This window comes from Pseudomonas imperatae, from assembly GCF_057128625.1.
On record NZ_JBSKHP010000024.1, the window covers coordinates 81,362 to 101,806 of the forward strand.

18 protein-coding genes are annotated in these 20,445 nt (G+C 63.0%); 10 read left to right on the plus strand and 8 right to left on the minus strand.

Annotated features, from left to right (window positions below):
* Positions 1-41: 41 nt before the first annotated feature.
* Positions 42-1,583, minus strand: coding sequence for a nitric oxide reductase transcriptional regulator NorR (norR, locus tag ACWKWX_RS25220; RefSeq protein WP_483829224.1), 1,542 nt, complete (start codon positions 1,581-1,583; stop codon positions 42-44).
* Positions 1,584-1,736: 153 nt separating this feature from the next.
* Between norR and hmpA the strand changes: the two genes are divergently transcribed.
* From hmpA to alaC, 8 genes are all read left to right on the plus strand, one after another.
* Positions 1,737-2,906: an NO-inducible flavohemoprotein gene (hmpA, locus tag ACWKWX_RS25225; protein WP_416422690.1), complete on the plus strand. Its 1,170-nt coding sequence runs from the start codon at positions 1,737-1,739 to the stop codon at positions 2,904-2,906.
* A gap of 244 nt (positions 2,907-3,150) precedes the next feature.
* A complete protein-coding gene (locus ACWKWX_RS25230) occupies positions 3,151-3,657 on the plus strand; it encodes a disulfide bond formation protein B (RefSeq protein WP_416422691.1) in 507 nt (168 codons plus the stop codon).
* 587 nt (positions 3,658-4,244) lie between these two features.
* On the plus strand, positions 4,245-5,180 hold the full coding sequence (gene cyoA / locus ACWKWX_RS25235) for a ubiquinol oxidase subunit II (protein WP_416422692.1): 936 nt from the start codon (positions 4,245-4,247) through the stop codon (positions 5,178-5,180).
* A gap of 3 nt (positions 5,181-5,183) precedes the next feature.
* On the plus strand, positions 5,184-7,205 hold the full coding sequence (gene cyoB, locus ACWKWX_RS25240; protein ID WP_416422693.1) for a cytochrome o ubiquinol oxidase subunit I: 2,022 nt from the start codon (positions 5,184-5,186) through the stop codon (positions 7,203-7,205).
* A gap of 3 nt (positions 7,206-7,208) precedes the next feature.
* A complete protein-coding gene (cyoC, locus tag ACWKWX_RS25245; RefSeq protein WP_416422694.1) occupies positions 7,209-7,838 on the plus strand; it encodes a cytochrome o ubiquinol oxidase subunit III in 630 nt (209 codons plus the stop codon).
* The gene (gene cyoD / locus ACWKWX_RS25250; RefSeq protein WP_416422695.1) at positions 7,838-8,173 is read left to right on the plus strand and encodes a cytochrome o ubiquinol oxidase subunit IV; all 336 of its coding nucleotides are present in this window, start codon (positions 7,838-7,840) and stop codon (positions 8,171-8,173) included. Before cyoC ends, cyoD begins: the two co-directional genes overlap by 1 nt.
* A 10-nt stretch (positions 8,174-8,183) precedes the next feature.
* Positions 8,184-9,071, plus strand: a complete 888-nt coding sequence (gene cyoE, locus ACWKWX_RS25255; RefSeq protein ID WP_416422696.1) for a heme o synthase — start codon at positions 8,184-8,186, stop codon at positions 9,069-9,071.
* A gap of 317 nt (positions 9,072-9,388) precedes the next feature.
* Positions 9,389-10,609 (plus strand): alanine transaminase, encoded by a 1,221-nt coding sequence (gene alaC, locus ACWKWX_RS25260; RefSeq protein WP_416422697.1) that lies wholly within the window; start codon positions 9,389-9,391, stop codon positions 10,607-10,609.
* Here alaC and ACWKWX_RS25265 read toward each other — a convergent pair.
* The 3 genes from ACWKWX_RS25265 to ACWKWX_RS25275 all read right to left on the minus strand — a co-directional run bounded on the left by ACWKWX_RS25265 (position 10,606) and on the right by ACWKWX_RS25275 (position 12,130).
* Positions 10,606-10,875 carry a hypothetical protein gene (locus ACWKWX_RS25265; RefSeq protein ID WP_416422698.1) on the minus strand — a complete coding sequence of 90 codons (270 nt, stop codon included), beginning with the start codon at positions 10,873-10,875 and terminating at the stop codon, positions 10,606-10,608. The genes alaC and ACWKWX_RS25265 overlap by 4 nt on opposite strands.
* 121 nt (positions 10,876-10,996) lie before the next feature.
* The gene (locus tag ACWKWX_RS25270) at positions 10,997-11,656 is read right to left on the minus strand and encodes a DJ-1/PfpI family protein (RefSeq protein WP_416422699.1); all 660 of its coding nucleotides are present in this window, start codon (positions 11,654-11,656) and stop codon (positions 10,997-10,999) included.
* A 63-nt stretch (positions 11,657-11,719) separates the two neighbouring features.
* Entirely contained in the window at positions 11,720-12,130 is a 411-nt protein-coding gene (locus ACWKWX_RS25275) for a DUF4087 domain-containing protein (protein WP_416422700.1), read from the minus strand.
* Positions 12,131-12,435: 305 nt separating this feature from the next.
* Between ACWKWX_RS25275 and ppk2 the strand changes: the two genes are divergently transcribed.
* Entirely contained in the window at positions 12,436-13,353 is a 918-nt protein-coding gene (gene ppk2, locus ACWKWX_RS25280) for a polyphosphate kinase 2 (protein WP_416422701.1), read from the plus strand.
* Positions 13,354-13,359: 6 nt separating this feature from the next.
* On the opposite strand, the gene ACWKWX_RS25285 is transcribed toward ppk2, so the two are convergent.
* From ACWKWX_RS25285 to ACWKWX_RS25300, 4 genes are all read right to left on the minus strand, one after another.
* Entirely contained in the window at positions 13,360-15,543 is a 2,184-nt protein-coding gene (locus ACWKWX_RS25285) for a putative bifunctional diguanylate cyclase/phosphodiesterase (protein ID WP_483829225.1), read from the minus strand.
* 12 nt (positions 15,544-15,555) lie between these two features.
* Positions 15,556-18,375, minus strand: a complete 2,820-nt coding sequence (locus ACWKWX_RS25290; RefSeq protein ID WP_483829226.1) for a chemotaxis protein CheB — start codon at positions 18,373-18,375, stop codon at positions 15,556-15,558.
* 87 nt (positions 18,376-18,462) lie between these two features.
* Positions 18,463-18,858, minus strand: coding sequence for a lysozyme inhibitor LprI family protein (locus ACWKWX_RS25295; RefSeq protein WP_483829227.1), 396 nt, complete (start codon positions 18,856-18,858; stop codon positions 18,463-18,465).
* Positions 18,855-19,583, minus strand: coding sequence for a class I SAM-dependent methyltransferase (locus tag ACWKWX_RS25300; protein ID WP_483829228.1), 729 nt, complete (start codon positions 19,581-19,583; stop codon positions 18,855-18,857). The genes ACWKWX_RS25295 and ACWKWX_RS25300 overlap by 4 nt, the downstream gene beginning before the upstream one ends.
* Before the next feature lie 371 nt (positions 19,584-19,954).
* Here ACWKWX_RS25300 and ACWKWX_RS25305 point away from each other — a divergent pair, with 371 nt between their 5' ends.
* Complete coding sequence (locus ACWKWX_RS25305) at positions 19,955-20,242, plus strand: helix-turn-helix domain-containing protein (protein ID WP_476294956.1); 288 nt, start codon at positions 19,955-19,957, stop codon at positions 20,240-20,242.
* Positions 20,243-20,445: the final 203 nt, after the last annotated feature.

Here is a 20,445-nt window from a genome sequence, read left to right on the forward strand (position 1 = left end):
GTAGCAGCGGCCGGCAGGCCGCGTCCGGGCGCCCCGCAGGGCTACTTCAAGCCCAGGCGACGGGCGAGGCGCGCCAGGTTGGCGCGGTCCAGGCCCAGCTCGCGGGCGGCGGCGGCCCAATTGTGCTGGTGACGGGCCAGGCAGGCCTGGATCTGCTGGCGCTGGAACAGGTCGGTGGCCTGGCGCAGGTCGATGCCCGCTGCCACGGCGTCGTCGGTGATCAGCGGTGCGCTGCCGGGTGCGGCACGCAGGTCCAGGTCGGCGGCGGTTAGCGTGAGGATGTCCGGCCGCTTGCCCTGTTGCCCCAGGGCCTTGAGCGCGGCGCGGCCGATCAGGTGTTCCAACTCGCGCACGTTGCCCGGCCACGGGTAGGCCAGCAGCGCGGCCTGGGCGTCGGCGCTCAGGCGCAGGCTGCCCAGGCCCAGGCGCGAGCGGTTCTGTTCCAGGAAATAACCGCTGAGCAGCAACACGTCATGGCCGCGCTCGCGCAGCGCCGGCACCTGCAGCGGGTACACGCTGAGGCGGTGGTAGAAGTCTGCCCGGTAGCGGCCCTCGCGGACTTCCTCGGCCAGGTCCCGGTTGGTGGCGGCGATCAGGCGCACGTCCACCTGGTGCTCGCGGTCCGAGCCCAGGCGTTGCAGCTGGCCACTCTGCAATACCCGCAGCAGCTTGGCCTGCACGCTCAGGGACAGTTCGCCCACCTCGTCGAGGAACAGGGTGCCGCCGTTGGCCAGCTCGAACTTGCCGCGCCGGTCGCTGGTGGCGCCGGTGAAGGCGCCGCGCACGTGGCCGAACAGTTCGCTTTCCACCAGGGTGTCGGGCAGCGCCGCGCAGTTGAGGCTGATCAGGGGCTGCCGGGCGCGCGGCGAGGCCTGGTGGATGGCCTGGGCCACCAGTTCCTTGCCTACCCCGGTTTCGCCGGTGATCAGCACGGTGAGGTCGCTGCCGCCCACCAGGCGGATTTCGTCACCCAGGCGTTGCAGCGCCGGGCTCTGGCCGATCATTTCATGGGGTTGCTGGCCGCTGGCCTGGCGGTAGACCTCGGCACGCTGGTGCTCGTCCTCGGCGCGCATGGCCAGTTGGTCCATGCGTTCGGCCACGGTGACGGTGGCGGCGGCCATGCTGGCGAACGCCTCCAGGGCGTCCAGGTCGAGGCTGTCGAAGCGCTGCGGGTCCAGCGCGTCCAGGGTCAGCAGGCCCCAGGGGCGCTCCTCCACGAACAGCGGGCAGCCCAGGCAGTCGTGCACGTGCAGGTCTTCATGCAGGCCGTCCACCAGCCCGTCGTAGGGGTCGGGCAGGGTGGTGTCGCTGTCGAAGCGGGTCGGGCCGGGGTTGTTCAGCAGGATCTCGAAGCGCGGGTGTTCGCTGACCTTGAAGCGCCGGCCCAGGGTGTCGGTGCTCAAGCCGTCCACGGCCAGTGGCACCAGGCAATCGCCGTCCAGGCGCAACAGCGCGGTGGCATCGCAGGGCAGGAGGGTGCGCAGGCTTTGCAGCAGGCGGCGGTAGCGCTCGCGTTCGGGCAGGTCGCGGGACAGGTCGGAGACCAGTGGCAGCAGGGCAGTGAGCAGCGGTTTTGCAGTCATAATGACCTCGTGTAGTCATAATGACTGTAGTTGGTTGTGGTCATTTTGACCATGTATTTTGTTAAGTTATTGATTTGTATAGATAAAATAGTTGGCATGAAGCGTGAAATACCTTGGGCAACCTTTTCAACTTACGCTTCAAGGAGTTACGCCATGCTCAGTGCCCAGGATCGCGCCATCGTCAAATCCACCGTCCCACTGCTGGAAAGTGGCGGCGAAGCGCTCATCACCCATTTCTACCGCACCCTGCTGGAGGAGAACCCCAGTGTGCGCCCGCTGTTCAACCAGGCCAACCAGGCCAGCGGCGACCAACCGCGGGCCCTGGCCAATGGCGTGCTGATGTATGCCCGCCATATTGACCAGCTCGACCAGCTGGGCGGCCTGCTGGCGCGCATCATCAACAAGCACGTGGCCTTGCAGATCCAGGCTGAGCATTACCCCATTGTCGGCGCCTGCCTGCTGCGTGCCATCGAGGAAGTGCTGGGCAGCGAGATCGCCACCCCGCAGGTGCTGGCGGCCTGGGGCAACGCCTACCAGCAATTGGCGGACATCCTGATTGCCGCCGAGGCCGAGGTGTATCAGCAGAAGGCTGACGCCCCAGGCGGCTGGCGCGGCGGCCGGGACTTCAAGCTGGCAGCGCGGGTGCAGGAGAGCAGCGAAATTGTGTCCTTTTACTTCGAGCCTGTGGACGGCCAGGCCATCCTCGATTTCAGCGCCGGCCAGTACATCGGCATCAAGCTGCTGATCGACGGCGAGGAGCACCGCCGCAATTACTCCCTGTCGGCCCTGGCCAAGGCCGGGCAGTACCGTATCAGCGTCAAGCGCGAGGCCGGGGGCAAGGTCTCCAACTTCCTCCACGAGCGCCTGCAGGTAGGCGACCAGGTGCAGCTGTTCCCGCCTGCCGGCGAGTTCGTGCTGCACGCCGGCAGCAAGCCGCTGGTGCTGATCAGCGGTGGCGTGGGCATCACCCCGACCCTGGCGATGCTGGAAGCGGCGTTGCCCAGCCAGCGGCCGATCTATTTCATCCACTGCGCGCGCAATGCCGCGGTGCACGGCTTCCGCGACTGGGTGGACAACCTGGCGGCGCGCCACCCGCAGCTCAAGCGCTTCTACTGCTACGCCGAGGCAGGCGGGGCTGCGGATGCGGTGGGCTTGTTGGATAACGCGCTGTTGAACCGCTGGTTGCCGGCCGAGCGTGACCTGGACGCCTACTTCCTGGGGCCCAAGGGCTTCATGAAGGCGGTGAAGGGCAACCTCAAGGCGCTGGGCGTGCCGGAAGGGCAGGCGCACTATGAGTTCTTCGGCCCGGCTGCCGAAATCTGAATCACGTAGCAGCGGACGCCAGGCCGCGTCAGGGGCGATGCAATTGTCCCGGACGCCGCCTTCGGCAGCTGCTACGCGGTCAGTGGGTTAACGGCGGGTTAACGCAGGGTTAATTTCGCTGCGGTTTACTCCACAGTCCCGCGCAAGTCCCGGAACCTTCCTGTTTTTTCAAGGTCTTGGTGAGCGTGTAGACTGGCGGGCGCAACGGCACGACAGCCTACCCACACCAATGAAGGGACAAGCAATGAGTGATGTGAAATCGCAGCTGAACCGCGAGAAGCGTTTCCTGGTCTTGCTGGGCATCATCTGCCTGGCGTTGATCGGCGGTGCGCTGTACATGCAGGTGGTGCTGCAAGAGGCGCCATGCCCGCTGTGCATCCTGCAACGCTACGCGCTGCTGTTCATTGCCCTGTTCGCCTTCATCGGTGCCGCCATGCCCGGCAAGCGCAGCCTCACGGTGTTCGAGGCGCTGGTGGTGCTCAGCGCCGTCGGCGGCGCGGTGGCGGCCGGCAATCACGTCTACGTGCTGGCCAACCCTTCCTCCAGCTGCGGCGTCGACGTGCTGCAGCCCTTCGTCGACGGCCTGCCCCTGGCCGACGCCTGGCCCATGGTGTTCCAGGTCAGCGGTTTCTGCACCACGCCCTATCCACCCGTGTTGGGGCTGTCCTTGGCACAATGGGCTCTGGTAGCCTTCGTGCTGACGATCGTCCTGGTGCCGCTGGGCATCTATCGCAACCGCCGCAAGGGCTGAAACGGCGCCCTTCGAGGTCAAGTTACAAATCATTAATCGTGCCGATTCCACCGCCTTGCCAAGGCGTGACCGATAAGCACAGACCTTTTGTAAGGGCTTTATCCCTAGCAAAACCAGGCTTTTAGGGGTGTGACAGGGGGTGCGACATCGTGTCGCAATCCCTTGAAAGTGGGCTTCATTGTTACACTAGCGGAAACTTATTGTTGCTAAATAAGCCATAGTCAATGAAACCTGAGGTATCTACAATCCCCGCAAAATCCGCTGGGCCAGGCTTTGCGAGACGCTCGACAGGTGGCAGAAATGCCCCCCGCCAGTGCTCCAGGCCACGTCAGGCGCGGGGTTGAGAGCCCACCTTGTGTTTCCGCACCCAAATGGATTTGGTCTGCAGACAGGCTATTGCCGACTAACCGACACTTAGCCTGCAAAGGCACAATAAGAAATTACCGTACCACACAGGTCTGCCAAACAGCAGCAGCTGATCTCTAGGCATGCCCGTATCCAACTCGATAAATGCTGACGCTTGGCAGGACGAAGTGTTGGCGATCAAAACACAATTGCACTGATGCAAGCTGCTTAGAGGTCGTGAGATGAGCAAAAAGCGTTACCCCAGACTGTTTGGCATATTGCCCTTTTTCGGCATGCTTTTTCTCGGTGGATGCAAGTGGACCCTGCTTGACCCGAAAGGGCCGATCGGTCTCGACGAGAGAAACCTGATCATTACCGCTACCCTGCTGATGCTGCTGGTGGTGGTACCCGTCATTGTGATGACCATCGTGTTCGCGTGGAAATACCGCGCTACCAACACCTCGGCCAAATACACGCCGGACTGGAGCCACTCCAACAAGATCGAAGCCGCCATCTGGGGTATTCCCCTGTGCCTGCTGATCGTGCTGGGCGTGATCACCTACAAGTCCACTCACGCCCTTGACCCGTATCGCCCGATCGAGTCCGACGTGAAGCCGATCACCATCCAGGTCGTTTCGCTGGACTGGAAGTGGCTGTTCATCTACCCGGACCTGGGTATCGCCACCGTCAACAAGATCGAGTTCCCGGCCAACACCCCGATCAATTTCCGCATTACATCTGACTCGGTGATGAACTCGTTCTTCATTCCGGGCCTGGGCGGCCAGATCTACTCGATGGCCGGCATGACGACCCAGCTGCACCTGCTGGCCAGTCAGCCACATGAATTCGATGGTATCTCCGCCAACTACAGCGGCGAAGGTTTCACCGGCATGAAGTTCAAGGCAGTCGCCACCACCCAGGCGGACTTCGATGCATGGGTCGCGGAAGTGAAGAATTCACCTAAACAGCTTGATTCGGCTGAATACGCTGCTCTGGCCAAACCAAGCGAGAAAGCACCTGTCGCGCTTTATTCCTCGTTCACGCCAAACCTGTTCCAGACCATCATCGACAAGTATGAGGGTATGAATCCAGGCCACATGGCGCACGAAGGCAAAGAAGTCGCCGGTATGGAAGGTATGGACATGGGTTCGCATTCAGCTGCTGGGGCAGAGGAGTAAACGATGTTTGGTAAATTAACTTTGGAAGCGATCCCCTTCCATGTCCCGATAGTGATGGTCACGATCAGTATGATCATCCTGGGTGGGCTGGCGCTGGTCGGGGCGATCACTTACTTCAAGAAATGGTCCTACCTGTGGACCGAATGGCTGACCTCGGTCGACCACAAGAAAATTGGCGTGATGTACATCGTCGTCGCCATGGTGATGTTGGTGCGTGGCTTTGCCGACGCCCTGATGATGCGTTCGCAGCTTGCCTTGTCCGCCAACGGCGGCGAGGGCTACCTGCCGCCTGAACACTATGACCAGATCTTCACCGCCCACGGTGTGATCATGATCATCTTCATGGCGATGCCATTCTTCACCGGCCTGATGAACCTTGCAGTTCCACTGCAGATCGGCGCCCGTGACGTTGCGTTCCCGTTCCTGAACTCCCTGAGCTTCTGGCTGCTGGTATCCGGTGTGGTACTGATCAACCTGTCGCTGGGCGTCGGTGAATTCGCACGTACCGGTTGGGTTGCCTATCCACCGCTGTCGGAACTGGGCTATAGCCCGGGCGTGGGTGTGGACTACTACATCTGGGCACTGCAGCTGTCGGGTATCGGTACGACGCTGACCGGCGTGAACTTCCTGGTCACCGTGCTGAAAATGCGTACCCCAGGCATGAAACTGATGGACATGCCTATCTTCACCTGGACCTGCACCTGGGCAAACGTCCTGATCGCGGCTTCGTTCCCGATCCTGACCGCCACCCTGGCCCTGCTGACCCTCGATCGTTATATGGACTTCCATATCTTCACGAACGAGCTGGGCGGCAACCCGATGATGTACGTCAACCTGTTCTGGGCATGGGGTCACCCTGAGGTGTACATCCTGATCCTGCCAGCGTTCGGCGTGTTCTCCGAAGTGGTCTCGACCTTCTCCGGCAAGCGTCTGTTCGGCCACGTGTCGATGATTCTGGCTTCTGGCTGCATCGCGGTACTGGGCTTCATGGTTTGGCTGCACCACTTCTTCACCATGGGTTCGGGCGCCAGCGTCAACTCCTTCTTTGGCCTGGCAACGATGTTGATTGCCATCCCGACGGGTGTGAAGCTGTTCAACTGGCTGTTCACTATCTACCAAGGTCGCCTGCGCTTCACCGCGCCGGTCATGTGGACCCTGGGCTTCCTGATCACCTTCGCGATCGGCGGCATGACTGGCGTACTGCTGGCCATTCCAGGTGCTGACTTCGTGCTGCACAACAGCCTGTTCGTGGTGGCTCACTTCCACAACGTGATCATCGGTGGTGCTGTATTCGGCTACATCGCAGGCTTCGCCTACTGGTTCCCTAAAGCGTTCGGTTTCACCCTGAACGAGAAGTGGGGCAAGGCAGCGTTCTGGTTCTGGATCTCGGGCTTCTACGTGGCATTCATGCCGCTGTACGCACTGGGCTTCATGGGCATGACCCGTCGTCTGAACCACACTGACAACCCGGACTGGACCCCGTACCTGTACGTGGCCATGGGTGGTGCACTGCTGATCCTGGCCGGTATCGCTTGCCAGTTCATCCAGCTGTACGTGTCGATCCGCGACCGTGATCAGAACCGCGACGTGACCGGTGACCCGTACAACGGCCACACCCTGGAGTGGATGACTTCCTCGCCACCGCCGTTCTACAACTTTGCCGTGCTGCCAACCGCAAACGACATCGATGCCTTCACCGAAGCCAAGCGCAACGGTACCGCGTACACGTTCCCGACGAAGTACACGGATATCCACATGCCTAACAACACTGCCACAGGCCTGGTGATGAGCGCCTTCCTGACTGTGTTCGGTTTCGCGATGATCTGGCACATCTTCTGGCTGGCCGCTGTTGGCCTGATCGGCTGTGTTGGCTACTTCATCATCCACGCTGCGCGTGATGATCAAGGCTACATGGTCCCTGCAGCAGAAGTGGCTCGCATCGAAGGCGAACGTCAACAAATCTTGGCGAAAGCAAACGTGGCTGGTGTCTCCAAGACCCCCGTCAACGCGCTTGAACAGGCTTAAACAATGTCGAACATAGTATTGAACGCTGGAACTGCCCATGGTCACGACCATGGGCACGACGACCACGAACACCATGATGCGGGTCCAATGACCGTATTTGGTTTCTGGATCTACCTGATGACGGACTGCATCCTGTTCGCATCGCTGTTCGCTGCCTACGCCGTACTGTCGGGCAACGTTGCAGGTGGTCCGTCGGGTCATGACATCTTCGAACTGCCGTACGTATTGGGCGAGACTGCCTGCCTGCTGCTGAGCTCCATCACCTACGGCTTCGCCATGCTGGCGCTGCACAAGGGTAACAAGGGTGGCGTGCTGGGTTGGTTGTTCATCACCTTCCTGTTCGGCCTGGGCTTCATCGGCATGGAGCTCAACGAGTTCCACAAGCTGATCTCGGAAGGCTTCGGCCCGTCGCGCAGCGGCTTCCTGTCGGGCTTCTTCACGCTGGTCGGTACCCACGGCCTGCACGTGACCAGCGGTCTGATCTGGATGGCGGTGATGATGTACCAGGTCTCGAAACACGGCCTGACTCCGACCAATAACACCCGTCTGAGCTGCCTGAGCCTGTTCTGGCACTTCCTGGACGTGGTGTGGATCTGCGTGTTCACCGTTGTTTACCTGATGGGGACCCTGTAATGGCTAACGCTCACGCTCACGCCCACGATTCGGGCAGCCACGGCAGCTTCAAGTCGTACATGATCGGTTTCGTACTGTCGATCATCCTGACTGCGATCCCGTTCGCCCTGGTCATGCACCCAGTGTTCTCCAAGTCGGCGACGCTGTTCCTGATCCTGGCATTTGCCGTGATCCAGGTTCTGGTTCACCTGGTGTACTTCCTGCACCTGGACCGTAGTGAGGCGCAACGCAACAACGTCATCGCCTTCGTGTTCGCAGGCATCGTCATCGTGCTGTTGGTTGGCCTGGCGCTGTGGATCATGGTCAGCATCCATACCGTCATGATGGCGCACTGAGGAAAACTGCATGTCCGTTAAGCACTTTATCCAAATCACCAAACCGGGGATCATTTTCGGTAACGTGCTTTCTGTGGCAGGCGGCTTTTTCCTGGCCTCGCAAGGGCATGTAGATTTCGCCCTTTTCCTGGCCACGGTGATTGGCACTTCACTGGTGGTGGCGTCGGGTTGTGCATTCAACAACTGCATTGACCGCGACATCGACGTGAAGATGGAACGCACCAAGAACCGCGTACTGGTCCAGGGCCTGATCTCGTTGAAGGTCGCCCTGGCCTACGCCACCCTGCTGGGTGTGGCGGGCCTGGCCATGCTGTACAAGATGGCCAACCCGCTGGCGGCCTTGGGCGGCCTGATCGGCTTCATCATCTACGTGGGTTTCTACAGCCTGTACCTGAAGCGCAAATCGGTACACGGTACCCTGGTCGGCAGCCTCTCCGGAGCCATGCCGCCCGTCATCGGGTACGTGGCCGTGAGCGGTCACTTCGACATGGCTGCATTGACCCTGCTGGTGATGTTCAGCCTCTGGCAGATGCCGCATTCCTATGCCATCGCGATCTTCCGCTTCAACGACTACCTGGCCGCATCGATTCCGGTGCTGCCGGTCAAGCGTGGCATCGTTGTAGCCAAGAAACACATCCTGCTCTACATCCTGGCGTTCCTGCTGGCGACCCTCATGCTGACCCTTGGTGGTTACGCAGGCATGAGCTACCTGGCAGTGGCGGCAGCGATGGGCATGTACTGGCTGTACATGGCCTGGACCGGTTACAAGGCAGTTGATGACAAGGTGTGGGCACGCAAGCTGTTCGTGTTCTCCATCTTCACCATCACGGCCCTGAGCGTGATGATGTCCCTGGACTTCAAGGCGCCGACGGAGCTGCTGCTGACCTACGCTCACTGAGTGTAGGTACGCGACTCGATCGCTGTCCTGCTACACCGAAAACGCCCCGTACCGAAAGGTCCTGGGCGTTTTCGCGTTTAAGAGCTCCCGTAGCAGCGGCCGGTAGGCCGCGTCATGGATTTTTCACTTATTCAAGATAATCCACTGAATTGTGTTTTGTTTTAAGGTGAAATTTCTGGTTTCACCGTAAATAATTCAAATATCCCTGAAAAGGGGCTGGACAGCTTTTCCTCCCCAGGCTTATTGTTATGCCTCTGGCCAGCGCACTGGCCGCGTCGCTCGGACGGTTCCGGGCGCTTACGTCTCGAGGTTTCAACATGGCTGACAACGGTTCTTCGCCGCGCCGCTTTTCGCGTATCGATCGTCTTCCCCCTTACGTCTTCAACATCACCGCCGAGCTCAAGATGGCCGCCCGCCGCCGTGGCGAGGACATCATCGACCTGAGCATGGGCAACCCCGACGGCGCCACCCCGCCGCATATCGTGGAAAAGCTGGTCAGCGTTGCCCAGCGTGAAGACACCCACGGCTACTCGACTTCGCGTGGCATTCCCCGTCTGCGTCGCGCCATTTCGCGCTGGTACGCCGACCGCTATCAGGTTGAAATCGACCCTGAAAACGAAGCCATCGTCACCATCGGTTCCAAGGAAGGCCTGGCGCACCTGATGCTGGCCACCCTGGACCAGGGCGACACCGTGCTGGTGCCCAACCCCAGCTACCCGATCCACATCTACGGTGCCGTGATTGCCGGCGCCCAGGTGCGTTCGGTACCGCTGGTGCCCGGCGTGGACTTCTTCGAGGAACTGGAGCGGGCGATCCGTGGCTCCATCCCCAAGCCGAAGATGATGATCCTCGGCTTCCCGTCCAACCCCACCGCCCAGTGCGTGGAGCTGGACTTCTTCGAGCGCGTGGTGGCCCTGGCCAAGCAGTACGACGTGCTGGTGGTGCACGACCTGGCCTACGCCGACATCGTCTACGACGGCTGGAAAGCCCCCTCGATCATGCAGGTGCCCGGCGCCAAGGACATCGCGGTGGAGTTCTTCACCCTGTCCAAGAGCTACAACATGGCCGGCTGGCGCATCGGCTTCATGGTCGGCAACCCGGAGCTGGTCAACGCCCTGGCGCGCATCAAGAGCTACCACGACTATGGCACCTTCACGCCGCTGCAGGTCGCGGCCATCGCGGCCCTGGAAGGCGACCAGCAGTGCGTGCTGGACATCGCCGAGCAGTATCGCCAGCGCCGCAACGTGCTGGTCAAGGGGCTGCACGAGCTGGGCTGGATGGTCGAGAACCCCAAGGCCTCGATGTACGTGTGGGCGAAGATCCCCGAGCAGTACGCCCACTTGGGCTCCCTGGAATTCGCCAAGAAGCTGCTGGCCGAGGCCAAGGTGTGCGTGTCGCCGGGCATCGGCTTTGGTGAGTACGGCGACGACCACGTGCGCTTCGCCCTGATCGAGAACCAGGACCGTATCCGCCAGGCGCTGCGCGGTATTCGCCAGATGTTCCGCGCCGATGGCTTCGGCAAGGCCGCCAAGGCCTAGAACACCTGCACCGTGACCACGGCGAGCCCTTCCTGCGGCTCGCCAACCGTCTCAACCCGCAGTTCCGCGACCCGGCCACTGTCCTCGCAGCCCGGGCCTTCAGCCGCGAAGCGGGCCGGCACAGGCTGCTCTGGGGCCAGGAGCAACGGGCACAGGGGCGTGGTCACCGCGCCGCTGAAGTGGATCATGCCTTCCGTGGCCAGGGCGCCGAACGGCGTCAAGGCCAGCAGCAGGAAGGGCAGCGTGTTCAGGGCGTGTCGGGGCATTGTCACTATCCGTTACTGAGATGGAAGCGGCTGCATTATCCGGACGCTCGCACCACACCGTAACCGGATGCTTCCAGTATTGCCTCGGACGCTTCCCGAAACGATCTAGGAAATTTCTCCTTCAGGGCTGGTCTTGCCAGGGGTATTGCATTTGCCGGGCCGTGCTCGCCGCGGTATCGGCACCCAGCAGGCGAGCGACTACATGCAGGCTCATGTCGATGCCAGCAGAAATCCCGGCAGAGGTGATCAGGCTTCCCAGGTCCACGAAGGGCACGTCTGCAACCACCGTCAGCGCAGGGAAGTCACGCTGCAGCAGCTCAATGTCATCCCAATGCGTGGTCACCCGCTGGTTCGTCAGCACGCCGGCCTTGGCCAGCACGAACGCACCGGTGCACACCGACGTCACCAGCGCGGTGCGGGCGGCAGTCGTGGCTATCCAGTCGAGGGTGTGCGGATCCCCCAGCGGCTGGTCGACCACGCCCCCAGGCACTATCAGGATGTCGCAGGGCAGGGCGCTTTCCAGGCTGGCGTCAGCCTCCACGCGCAGGTTGTAACGGGCGCGCACCATGCCTGCCTGGGTGGCTACGGTGTGCACGCGAAACGCCGGGTGAGCCAGCACGCCGTCGCGCAGGGCCACGCGGCTGGCGACGCTGAACACCTCGTAGGGGCCGGCGAAGTCGAGAATCTCGACTTCGGGGTACAGCAGCAGGTTGATGTCCAGCGGGCGTTGGCGAATCAGGTCGTTGAGCATGATGGCTTCCACGCAGAGAGGTGGAACCATCATCGCTCGACCGACGATTGGCGGAAATGACAACAATCACACAAATTCTGCCAATCCTGCGTGCTACATCACAATGGCGCCCACCACGTTCTTGCCCTTCAACGCCGACGGTTCACGCAGGCTGGCGTCAGAGCGGCACGCTGCCAGCGTGCGCGCGGTGGCGGTGGCAATGGCATTGACCGTGTGGGTCTGTTCATCGATGTCGCCGGACAGGCAGGCGCAACCATAGCCGTAGTCACCGTTGGTGCGTATCCACTGGCTGGCGCGAAAAATCGGCTTCTGCCCTGGCGCGCTGTAGCCGTCGGCGGTGGCGACTTTCCAGCTGCCTTCGTGGTCGATGAGGTTGATGACTCGCGGGGTAGGGTTCTCGTACCAGCCACACAGGCGTTCCTGGGTGGCCTCTTCGGCATGGGCCAGGGGCATGAGGGAAACAGCGAGCAGCGCGACGCTGCCTGGAATGCGAAATAGGCGCATAAGACCTCCGTGTCTTGGGCATGCCGACCTAAAGCGCGGCAGCCAGATGAACAATGAGAATGGGATTGGCTTCTCAATAACCTTATTATTAGTAACATTATATTGACGGTTTTTGGTGTCAAAAATGTAGCGTCGTGAGTGCTTTTGATGGCGTTGTGCTTAAAATGACGAGGCGGTCACAATTTTCATGATGGCGTTTTAGGCGCTTATAAACCTTCTGTAGCAGCTGCCGCCAGGCTTAACCACCCGGTCACAAATTCTCCCTACCATCTCGGAAACGTCCGACATCCACGGGAGAATCCATCATGCACGCCAGCGCCGATACCCTGATGCACCGCATTCACCGCGAGCTGGTCGACCACGGTGACGAAGAGCTTGAACTCGAGTTGCTGGACGATGGCTTCGACTTCGATGAGCTGTTCGACAACAACATCCCCGAAAGCCCCGAGAAGCACGCGCGCCGGCAGTATTTTGCCGAGCTGTTCCGCCTGCAGGGCGAGCTGGTGAAGTTGCAGAGTTGGGTGGTGAAGACCGGCCACAAGGTGGTGATCCTGTTCGAAGGCCGTGACGCGGCGGGCAAGGGCGGGGTCATCAAGCGCATCACCCAGCGCCTCAACCCGCGGGTGTGCCGCGTGGCGGCGCTGCCGGCGCCCAACGACCGCGAACGCACCCAGTGGTATTTCCAGCGCTACGTGTCGCACCTGCCGGCCGCCGGCGAGATCGTGCTGTTCGACCGCAGCTGGTACAACCGCGCGGGCGTCGAGAAGGTGATGGGCTTCTGCAACGACGAGCAGTACGAGGAGTTCTTCCGCAGCGTGCCGGAGTTCGAGCGCATGCTGGCACGCTCCGGCATCCAGCTGATCAAGTACTGGTTCTCCATCTCCGACCAGGAGCAGCACCTGCGTTTCCTCAGCCGCATCCACGACCCGCTCAAGCAGTGGAAGCTCAGCCCCATGGACCTGGAGTCGCGGCGCCGCTGGGAGGCCTATACCAAGGCCAAGGAAGTGATGCTGCAGCGCACCCACATCAGCGAGGCGCCGTGGTGGATCGTGCAGGCCGACGACAAGAAGAAGGCGCGGCTCAACTGCATCAACCACCTGCTGTCGCAGATGCCGTACGAGGAAGTGGAACACCCGGCCATCGAGCTGCCCCAGCGCGAGCGCCAGCTGGACTACACCCGCAGCCCGGTGCCCGAAGAGTTGATTGTGCCGCAGGTGTATTGAGCCGGCCTACCAGTGCGACCTGGCTTGCCAGTCGTTGATCCAGCCCAGCACCGCTTCGGCGGCCATGGGCTGGGCGATGCCAAAGCCCTGGGCCAGCTCGCAGCCCATCTGTAGCAGGCGCCTGGCCTGGGCGGCGTTGTCCACGCCTTCGGCGATGATCTCGCGGTCGAAGGCGCTGGCCAGGCCCAGGATGGCCTGCAGGATGGAGATATCCTGGGGGGCATCGAGCATGCCCTGGATGAATGACTGGTCGATTTTCAGCTGCGCCACCGGCAGGCGCTTGAGGTAGCTGAGCGACGAATAGCCGGTGCCGAAGTCGTCCAGGGCGAAGCGCACGCCCATGGCCGCGCAGGTGCGCAACGTCTGCGACACGCCTTCGATATCCTCCAGCGCACTGGTTTCCAGGATCTCGATCATCAGCATGCGCGGGTCGACGTCCGTGTGCGCGGCCAGGCGCTCGGTCAGGTTGGCGACGAAGTCGGGGTGCTGCAGCTGGCGGGCACCGACGTTGACGCTGACCGGCACCTGCACCCCTTGCCGCTGCCATGCCTGAATCTGCTTCAGGGCGCCGTCCAGCACCCAGTCGCCGATCACTTCCGACAGCGCGTTGCTTTCCACCAAGGGCAGGAAACTGTCAGGCAGCAACAGGCCTTTTTCCGGGTGCTCCCAGCGCAGCAGCGCCTCGGTGCCCACCACCAGGCCGGTGCGCAGGTTGACCTTGGGTTGGTAGTACAGCCGCAGCTCCTGTTCGCGAATGGCGCGGTCGATACGGTCGAGGCGCGCGTTGTGGCCGCGCAGGTCGAGGTCGTGCTGGGCATCGAAGACGTGGAAACGGTTCTTGCCGGCCAGCTTGGCCTGGTACATGGCCTGGTCGGCCTGGCGCAGCAGCTGGTCGGCGCTGACTTCGCCCTCCTGCGGGTAATAGCTGACGCCGATGCTGGCGGACAGCTCGATGGGCAGCGCACCGATGTGTACCACTTCGCTGGCGGCGGCCAGCAGGCGTTCAAGCATCAGCGCGCTGTCGCACACATGGTCGAGGTCGACGATCAACGCCACGAACTCGTCGCCGCCCAGGCGCGACAGCGTGCAGGCATCACGCAGGGTGTGTTTCATGCGCCGGGCCACGGTGGTCAGCACGCGGTCGCCGGCCTCGTGGCCGTGCAGGTCGTTGATGGCCTTGAAACCGTCCAGGTCGAGATAAGCCAGGGCCAGTTTGCTGCCCGCCTGCAAGGCACGGGTCATGGCCTGCTGCAGGCGGCTGGCCAGCAACACGCGGTTGGGCAGGTGGGTCAGCGGGTCGTAGTGGGCGATGTATTCCAGCTGGCGCTGGTGTTCGTGCAGTTCGGTGACGTCGGTGAACAGCGACACGTAGTGCTGTACCCTGCCCTGTGGGTCGAGGATGGCGGTGATGGTCTGGCGGGTGGCGAAATTCTCGCCGTTGCGCCGGCGGTTCCACAGGTCGCCTTGCCAGTGGTGCGTTTCGCAGAGGCTGCGCCACAGGTCGGCATACAGGCCCGGCTCGGTCAGGCCCGAGGCCAGGAAGCGCGGGTTCTGGCCGAGCGCTTCGGCCCGGGCGTAGCCGGTGATGGTGCTGAAGGCGTCGTTGACCTCGACGATCGTGCCGCCCGCGTCGGTGATCATGATGCCTTCGCGGGCATGGGTAAACACGCTGGCCGCCAGGCTCAGGCGGCTTTCCAGCTGCTGGCGGGCGGTGAGGTCGGTGATGCTCACGCGCACGCTGGGCGGCTGGCTGGGGTGCTGCACGCAGTTCAGCCGCGCCTGCCACAGGCTGCCATCGGCGCGGCGCAGGGTCAGCTCGCATTCCTCGGGCTGGGCGCCACGGCACATGCGCACGAACACCTGCTGCCAGCGGTCGCGGTCATGGCTGGCCACGCGGCTGGCGAAGCGGCGTTGCAGCAGCCGCTCGCGCGCGCAGCCCAGCAGGCTCTCGCCTGTGCGGTTCACCGCTTCGATCACCCCTTGGGTAGACAGGGTCAGGTAGCCCACCGGCGCGTGCTCGTACAGGTCCAGGTACAGGTCGCGGGAGGTCTCCAGGGCCAGGTGGGCGTTGCGCAGCTCCTCGTTCTGCATCTGCAGCTCGACCTGGTGCATCTGCAGGTCGTACAGCAGCTGCGTGTTGCCGGCCTGCACATCCTGGGGTAACGCCTGTGCAGGTGTCGGCAACTTCATGGAGCAGACCCTCTAGGTTTTCGACGGTTGGAGTTGCATGGCCAACAGGATCAGGTGTGGCCGCGCGCCGCTGCCGGCGACACGACGGGCGTTCAGGGTGATGGTGTGCGGGCCGCCGCCGGCCAGCACCTGCTCCACCACAAACCCATCGAAACTGGTGTTGTCCTGCAGAATGGTGCCTAACTGATTGCGCAGTGCCACGATATCCCATTGGCCGTTGCCCAACTCATATAGCCGACGGCCAGCAGTCTGCGCCGGCCCGGTGTGGAATTCACGATAGTACGAGCGGCTGGCCGTCACCACCCGCAGGTCGTGATCGAGCAGCAAAAGCGGTTCGATCACCGTGTCCACCATGGCTTCGGCCAGCTCGCGGGCGGCCTGGATCGCCTGTTCGTTGGCCACACGGGCATTGATGTCGTGGAAGGTCATGACCACGCCGTCGATCACGTTGTCCAGGGTGCGGTAGGGCAGCAGGCGCGCCATGAACCAGTCGCCGGTGGTGGTGCACAGCTCTATCTCGCGGGGTATCAGGGTGTCGAGCACCTGTTGCGCGGGCACCAGCAGGTCGAGGTTGTCCAGGTACGACGTGATGTCAGCCAGCGGCCGCCCGACGTCCTTGGGGATCAGCCGGTAGATTTTCACCGCGTCGCGGGTAAAGCGGCGGATGGTCAGGTGGGTGTCGAGGAAAATGGTGCCGATGTTGATGCTGTCCAGCAGGTTCTTCATGTCGTTCTGCATGTCGCCCAGCTGCTCGATCTTGGCCTGCAGCTCGGCGTTGACGGTCACCAGCTCCTCGTTCACCGATTGCAGCTCCTCGCGCGAGGTCTCCAGTTCCTCGTTGGAGGACTGCAACTCTTCGTTGGTGGACTGCATTTCCTCGTTCGCCGAGCTCAGCTCTTCGTTGGCGTCCTGCAACTCGTCGATGGTGGCCTGCAGGTTGGCGCGGGTGTAGGCCAGGTCGCGCTCCAGGCGCGTGACGTTCTCGGGGCTAGGCTGGCTCAGCGACTCACTGCTGGTGGCAGGCGCACCGGGCAGGTCCTGGAAGGTAATCAGCAACAGGCGTTCGCCCTGGGCGCTGTCGGCCAGGCGCCGGGCGCTGACCTGCACCTGGCGGTTGATGCCATCGGTGGTGACGGTGAGCGGCTGCGTCAGGCTGCCGTCGGCCGCTTGCTGCACGGCGTTGCGCACGGCCAGTTGCAGGCCTTCGCGGGCCATGTCGATGACGCTCAGGCTGGGTTGGCCGGGCGCCGGGCGCAGGTAGTTGCCCGTGTCGCCGTGGATGTAGAGGATGGTGCCGGTCAGGTCGGTGACCACCGACGCGGGGCCGAAGTCCTGCAACAGGGCGCGGCGGGTGAGTTCGGCGATGTTGCTTTCACGGGTCATTTTCGCGGGGTGTTCCGGTAGTTTGGCGATCCGTTCGGGCACCCAGGACAGGCTGCGGTTCAACGGCATGGAGGCGGGCATCGTACCCTTGATGGCCCGGTACAGTTTCCACTTGCGATGCAGCGGCGAAAACAGCGTGGCGTGGCCGCCGATGCTCTCGCTGGGGGACAGGAACAGCACGCCGCCCGGCTTCAGCGCGTAATGGAAGCTGGGCACCAGGCGGTTCTGCAGCGCGTGGCCCAGGTAGATCATCAGGTTGCGGCAGCACAGCAGGTCGAGCCGGGTGAAGGGCGGGTCCTTGATCACGTTCTGCACCGCGAACACGATCATCTCGCGAATTTCCTTGCGCACCCGGTAGCCAGCTTCCTCCTGGGTGAAATAGCGCTGCAGCCGGTGCGCGCCCACGTCCTCGGCGATGCTGGGCGGGTACAGCCCGGCCCGTGCGGTGGCGATGGCGTCGGCGTCGAGGTCGGTGGCGAAGAACTGCACGGTCAACGGCTGGTCGCGGCCCTGCAGCAGCTCGTGCAGCAAAATGGCCAGCGAATAGGCCTCCTCGCCGCTGGCGCAGCCGGCCACCCAGATGCGCAGCATCTCGTCGCGGCCCTTGGCCGCCAACATGGGCTGCAGCACCTGCGCCTGCATCACCTGGAACGCCAGCGGGTCGCGGAAGAACTGGGTGACGTTGATCAGCAGCTCGTTGAACAGCAATTGCGCCTCGCTGGCGCTGGTTTCCAGCAGTTGCACGTAGTCGGCCTCGCTGGCCACCTGCTGCACCTGCATGCGCCGTTCGATGCGCCGGGCGATGGTGCTTTTCTTGTACTGGGTAAAGTCGTGGCCCGTGCTCTGCCGCAGGTGCAGCAGAATGTGTTGCAGGGCGGTATTGGCCACCGGCAGCGGCTCGCTGAACAGCGCCCCGGCCATCTGCACCACGGTCAGCACCTGGGTGGCATTGCCGGCCTGGATCACGCTGTCGGGCATGCCACTGTAGGCGGCTTCCTCGGGGGATTGCACCAGCGTCCTGCCGCCGTGGTCGAGAATGGCCCGGCAGCCACGGGTGCCGTCACTGCCGGTGCCGGACAGCACGATGCCCACCGCGCGCGCACCGTGTTGCTCGGCCAGGGAGGCGAAGCAGGTATCGATCGGCCGGTGCTGGCCCGCGGGCTGCTGGCGCGGCCCCAGCACCAGGCGCTTGCCGGCCAGGCGCAGGTCGTGGTTGGGCGGAATCACGTACACCGTGTTGGCCAGCAGGCGCGCGCCGTCAGTGGCTTCCAGCACGGCCAGGGTGGTGGCGCGGCCAAGAATCTCGGCCAGCAGGCTGGGGTGGTCGGGGTCCAGGTGCTGAATCACCAGGAAGCAGGCGCCCGAATCTCCCGGCATCAGGCGCAGGAAACCTTCCAGTGGCCCCAGGCCACCGGCGGAAGCGCCGAGGGCGACGATGAGTGATGACACGGTGGGGCCTGCGGTGGCGGGGGAGAGGCTTATCTTAACGGGTTTGATACGCGGGTGCGTCAAACCTGTAGCCGCTGCCGCAGGGGGTCATGGCCCCAGGTAGGCCTGCAGCTCCTTGGTGCGCTGCTCGGCGTGGGCCCGCTTGCAGCCCAGCGCCGCCAGCCCGCGGATGGTGCCCGAGGCGTTCACCTGGTACACCGCGTCGCAGTCGGCGTCGCGGAACTTGATCCACGCGCGCTGGGCCACCTGCAGCTTCTGGCGCATCAGGCTGAACTTGTCCGTGGCGGTGTCGGGCTGGCCCAGCCGTTTCAACAGCTGCTGGTACGCCGTGTTCAATTGCGCCTCGGCGGCGTCCGCATCCAGCGCTGCGCACTGGGTCATCTGCACCGTGGTCAACGCATTGGCGCAGTCGGGCTTGGGTTCGCTGGCGGCGAACGCGCCGGTGGCCAGGGTGCCGAGCAGCAGGAGTACAAATGTTCTCATCGGTGCGCCCCCACCAGCAACAGCATCGGCCGCTCCACCTCATCGGCCAGTGCTGGCACCGCCGCCAGCTCTTGCGCGGTGGGGCCCCAGTCCTCGATATGCGCCAGGGTGAAGCCGGCGTCGATCACCGCGTTCAGCAGCGTGCCCAGGGTACGGTGTTGTTTGACCACGCCGTCGGCCAGCCAGTTGGTCACTCGCTCACCCTCGCGCTGGTAGCTGTCCACTGGCCAGGTCTTGCGCCCGTCCGCGGTGGTCAGCCAGTCCGGCTGGCGCGCGGCCATGAAAATCGGGTGCTCGATGGAGAACACCAGGTGCCCGCCGGGCACCAGCGCTTTGTGCGCCGCGGCCAGCAGGCCGGGCAGGTCCTTGAGGTAATGCAGGGTCAGCGAGCTGTAGACCAGGTCCACGCTGCACTCGGGCAACACCAACTGTTCCAGGTCGGCCTGGGCGTACTGGATGCGTGCGTCGCCGGTGGTGGCGCGGGCGCGCTCCAGCATCTTCTGCGACACGTCCAGCCCCAGCACGCTGCGCGCGCCCTGTTCGGCGGCCCAGCGGCAGAACCAGCCATAGCCGCAGCCCAGGTCCACCACCCGCACCCCGTGCATGTTCGGCAGCATGGCCTGCAGCGCCGGCCACTCGGCGGCGCCGTCCAGGCCGTGCACCGAGCGCCCCAGCTGGGCGTAATTGGCGAAGAAATCCGGGTTGTCGTAGATGTTCTGGGTCATGGGCAGCGGTCCTTGGCGTTTTCCCAAGCGTACTACAGCCATGCGGGTGCGACGGAGCCTATAGTGTAATAGCCAATGTATTACACGCCGTGCTTCCAATCGCCTCTATGGGAAACCCGCCCGTGGCCTTAATCTACGTCCAACAGCTGAGGCAAAGGAGTTGCCCGGCGTCAGGATGACAGGCCACGAAAGGATTCACTTCGACAGGGAGTTGAATGGGCCAAAACACAAAACCCGCTTCGGCGGGTTTTTTGTTGGGCGCGATTTGCGCTTCTGTTCATATACGGAAATAGTCTGGGTGTTGTTGGGTTGTACGGCTTTGCGTAGGGTGCCTGCCTCGTTGCTCAAGCGACTCAAACACGAGGTACCCAATGGACGCTGAGATGGAACAGTTCCAGCGTGATTTGCTGACCTCGGTTCGCCAGATGAAGGCAGGCCATGCAGCACGAATCACCCCAGTGGCGTTGTCCCGTGCGGCTGAGGCCCGTTCGCGGGTTGGCGTTTCCCAAAGCGTTTTTGCCAAGCTGCTCGGTGTGAGCCTGCGTACCTTGCAGGATTGGGAGCAAGGTCGCCGTCAGCCAACCGGGGCGGCGCAGACGTTGCTTCGCGTTGCCAGCCTGCACCCCGAGGTTTTGCGCGAGTTATCTGCGCTGGATTGACTAACCGAGCCTGGGTAGTGCCACCAGCCACCAGCGCTCACCGCCTGCCCGCAACCGCCGAAAATTACCCGCCCGATCAATAAAGATTCCGCCCGCGCCGCCGATGGCACAGGCGACAGCGTGTCGCAGAAGGCCGTCATCCGAAAACTTGACCAGGCTCTCCGAAAATCCGGCCCGAACGCTTACAATCCGCTCATCGCAAA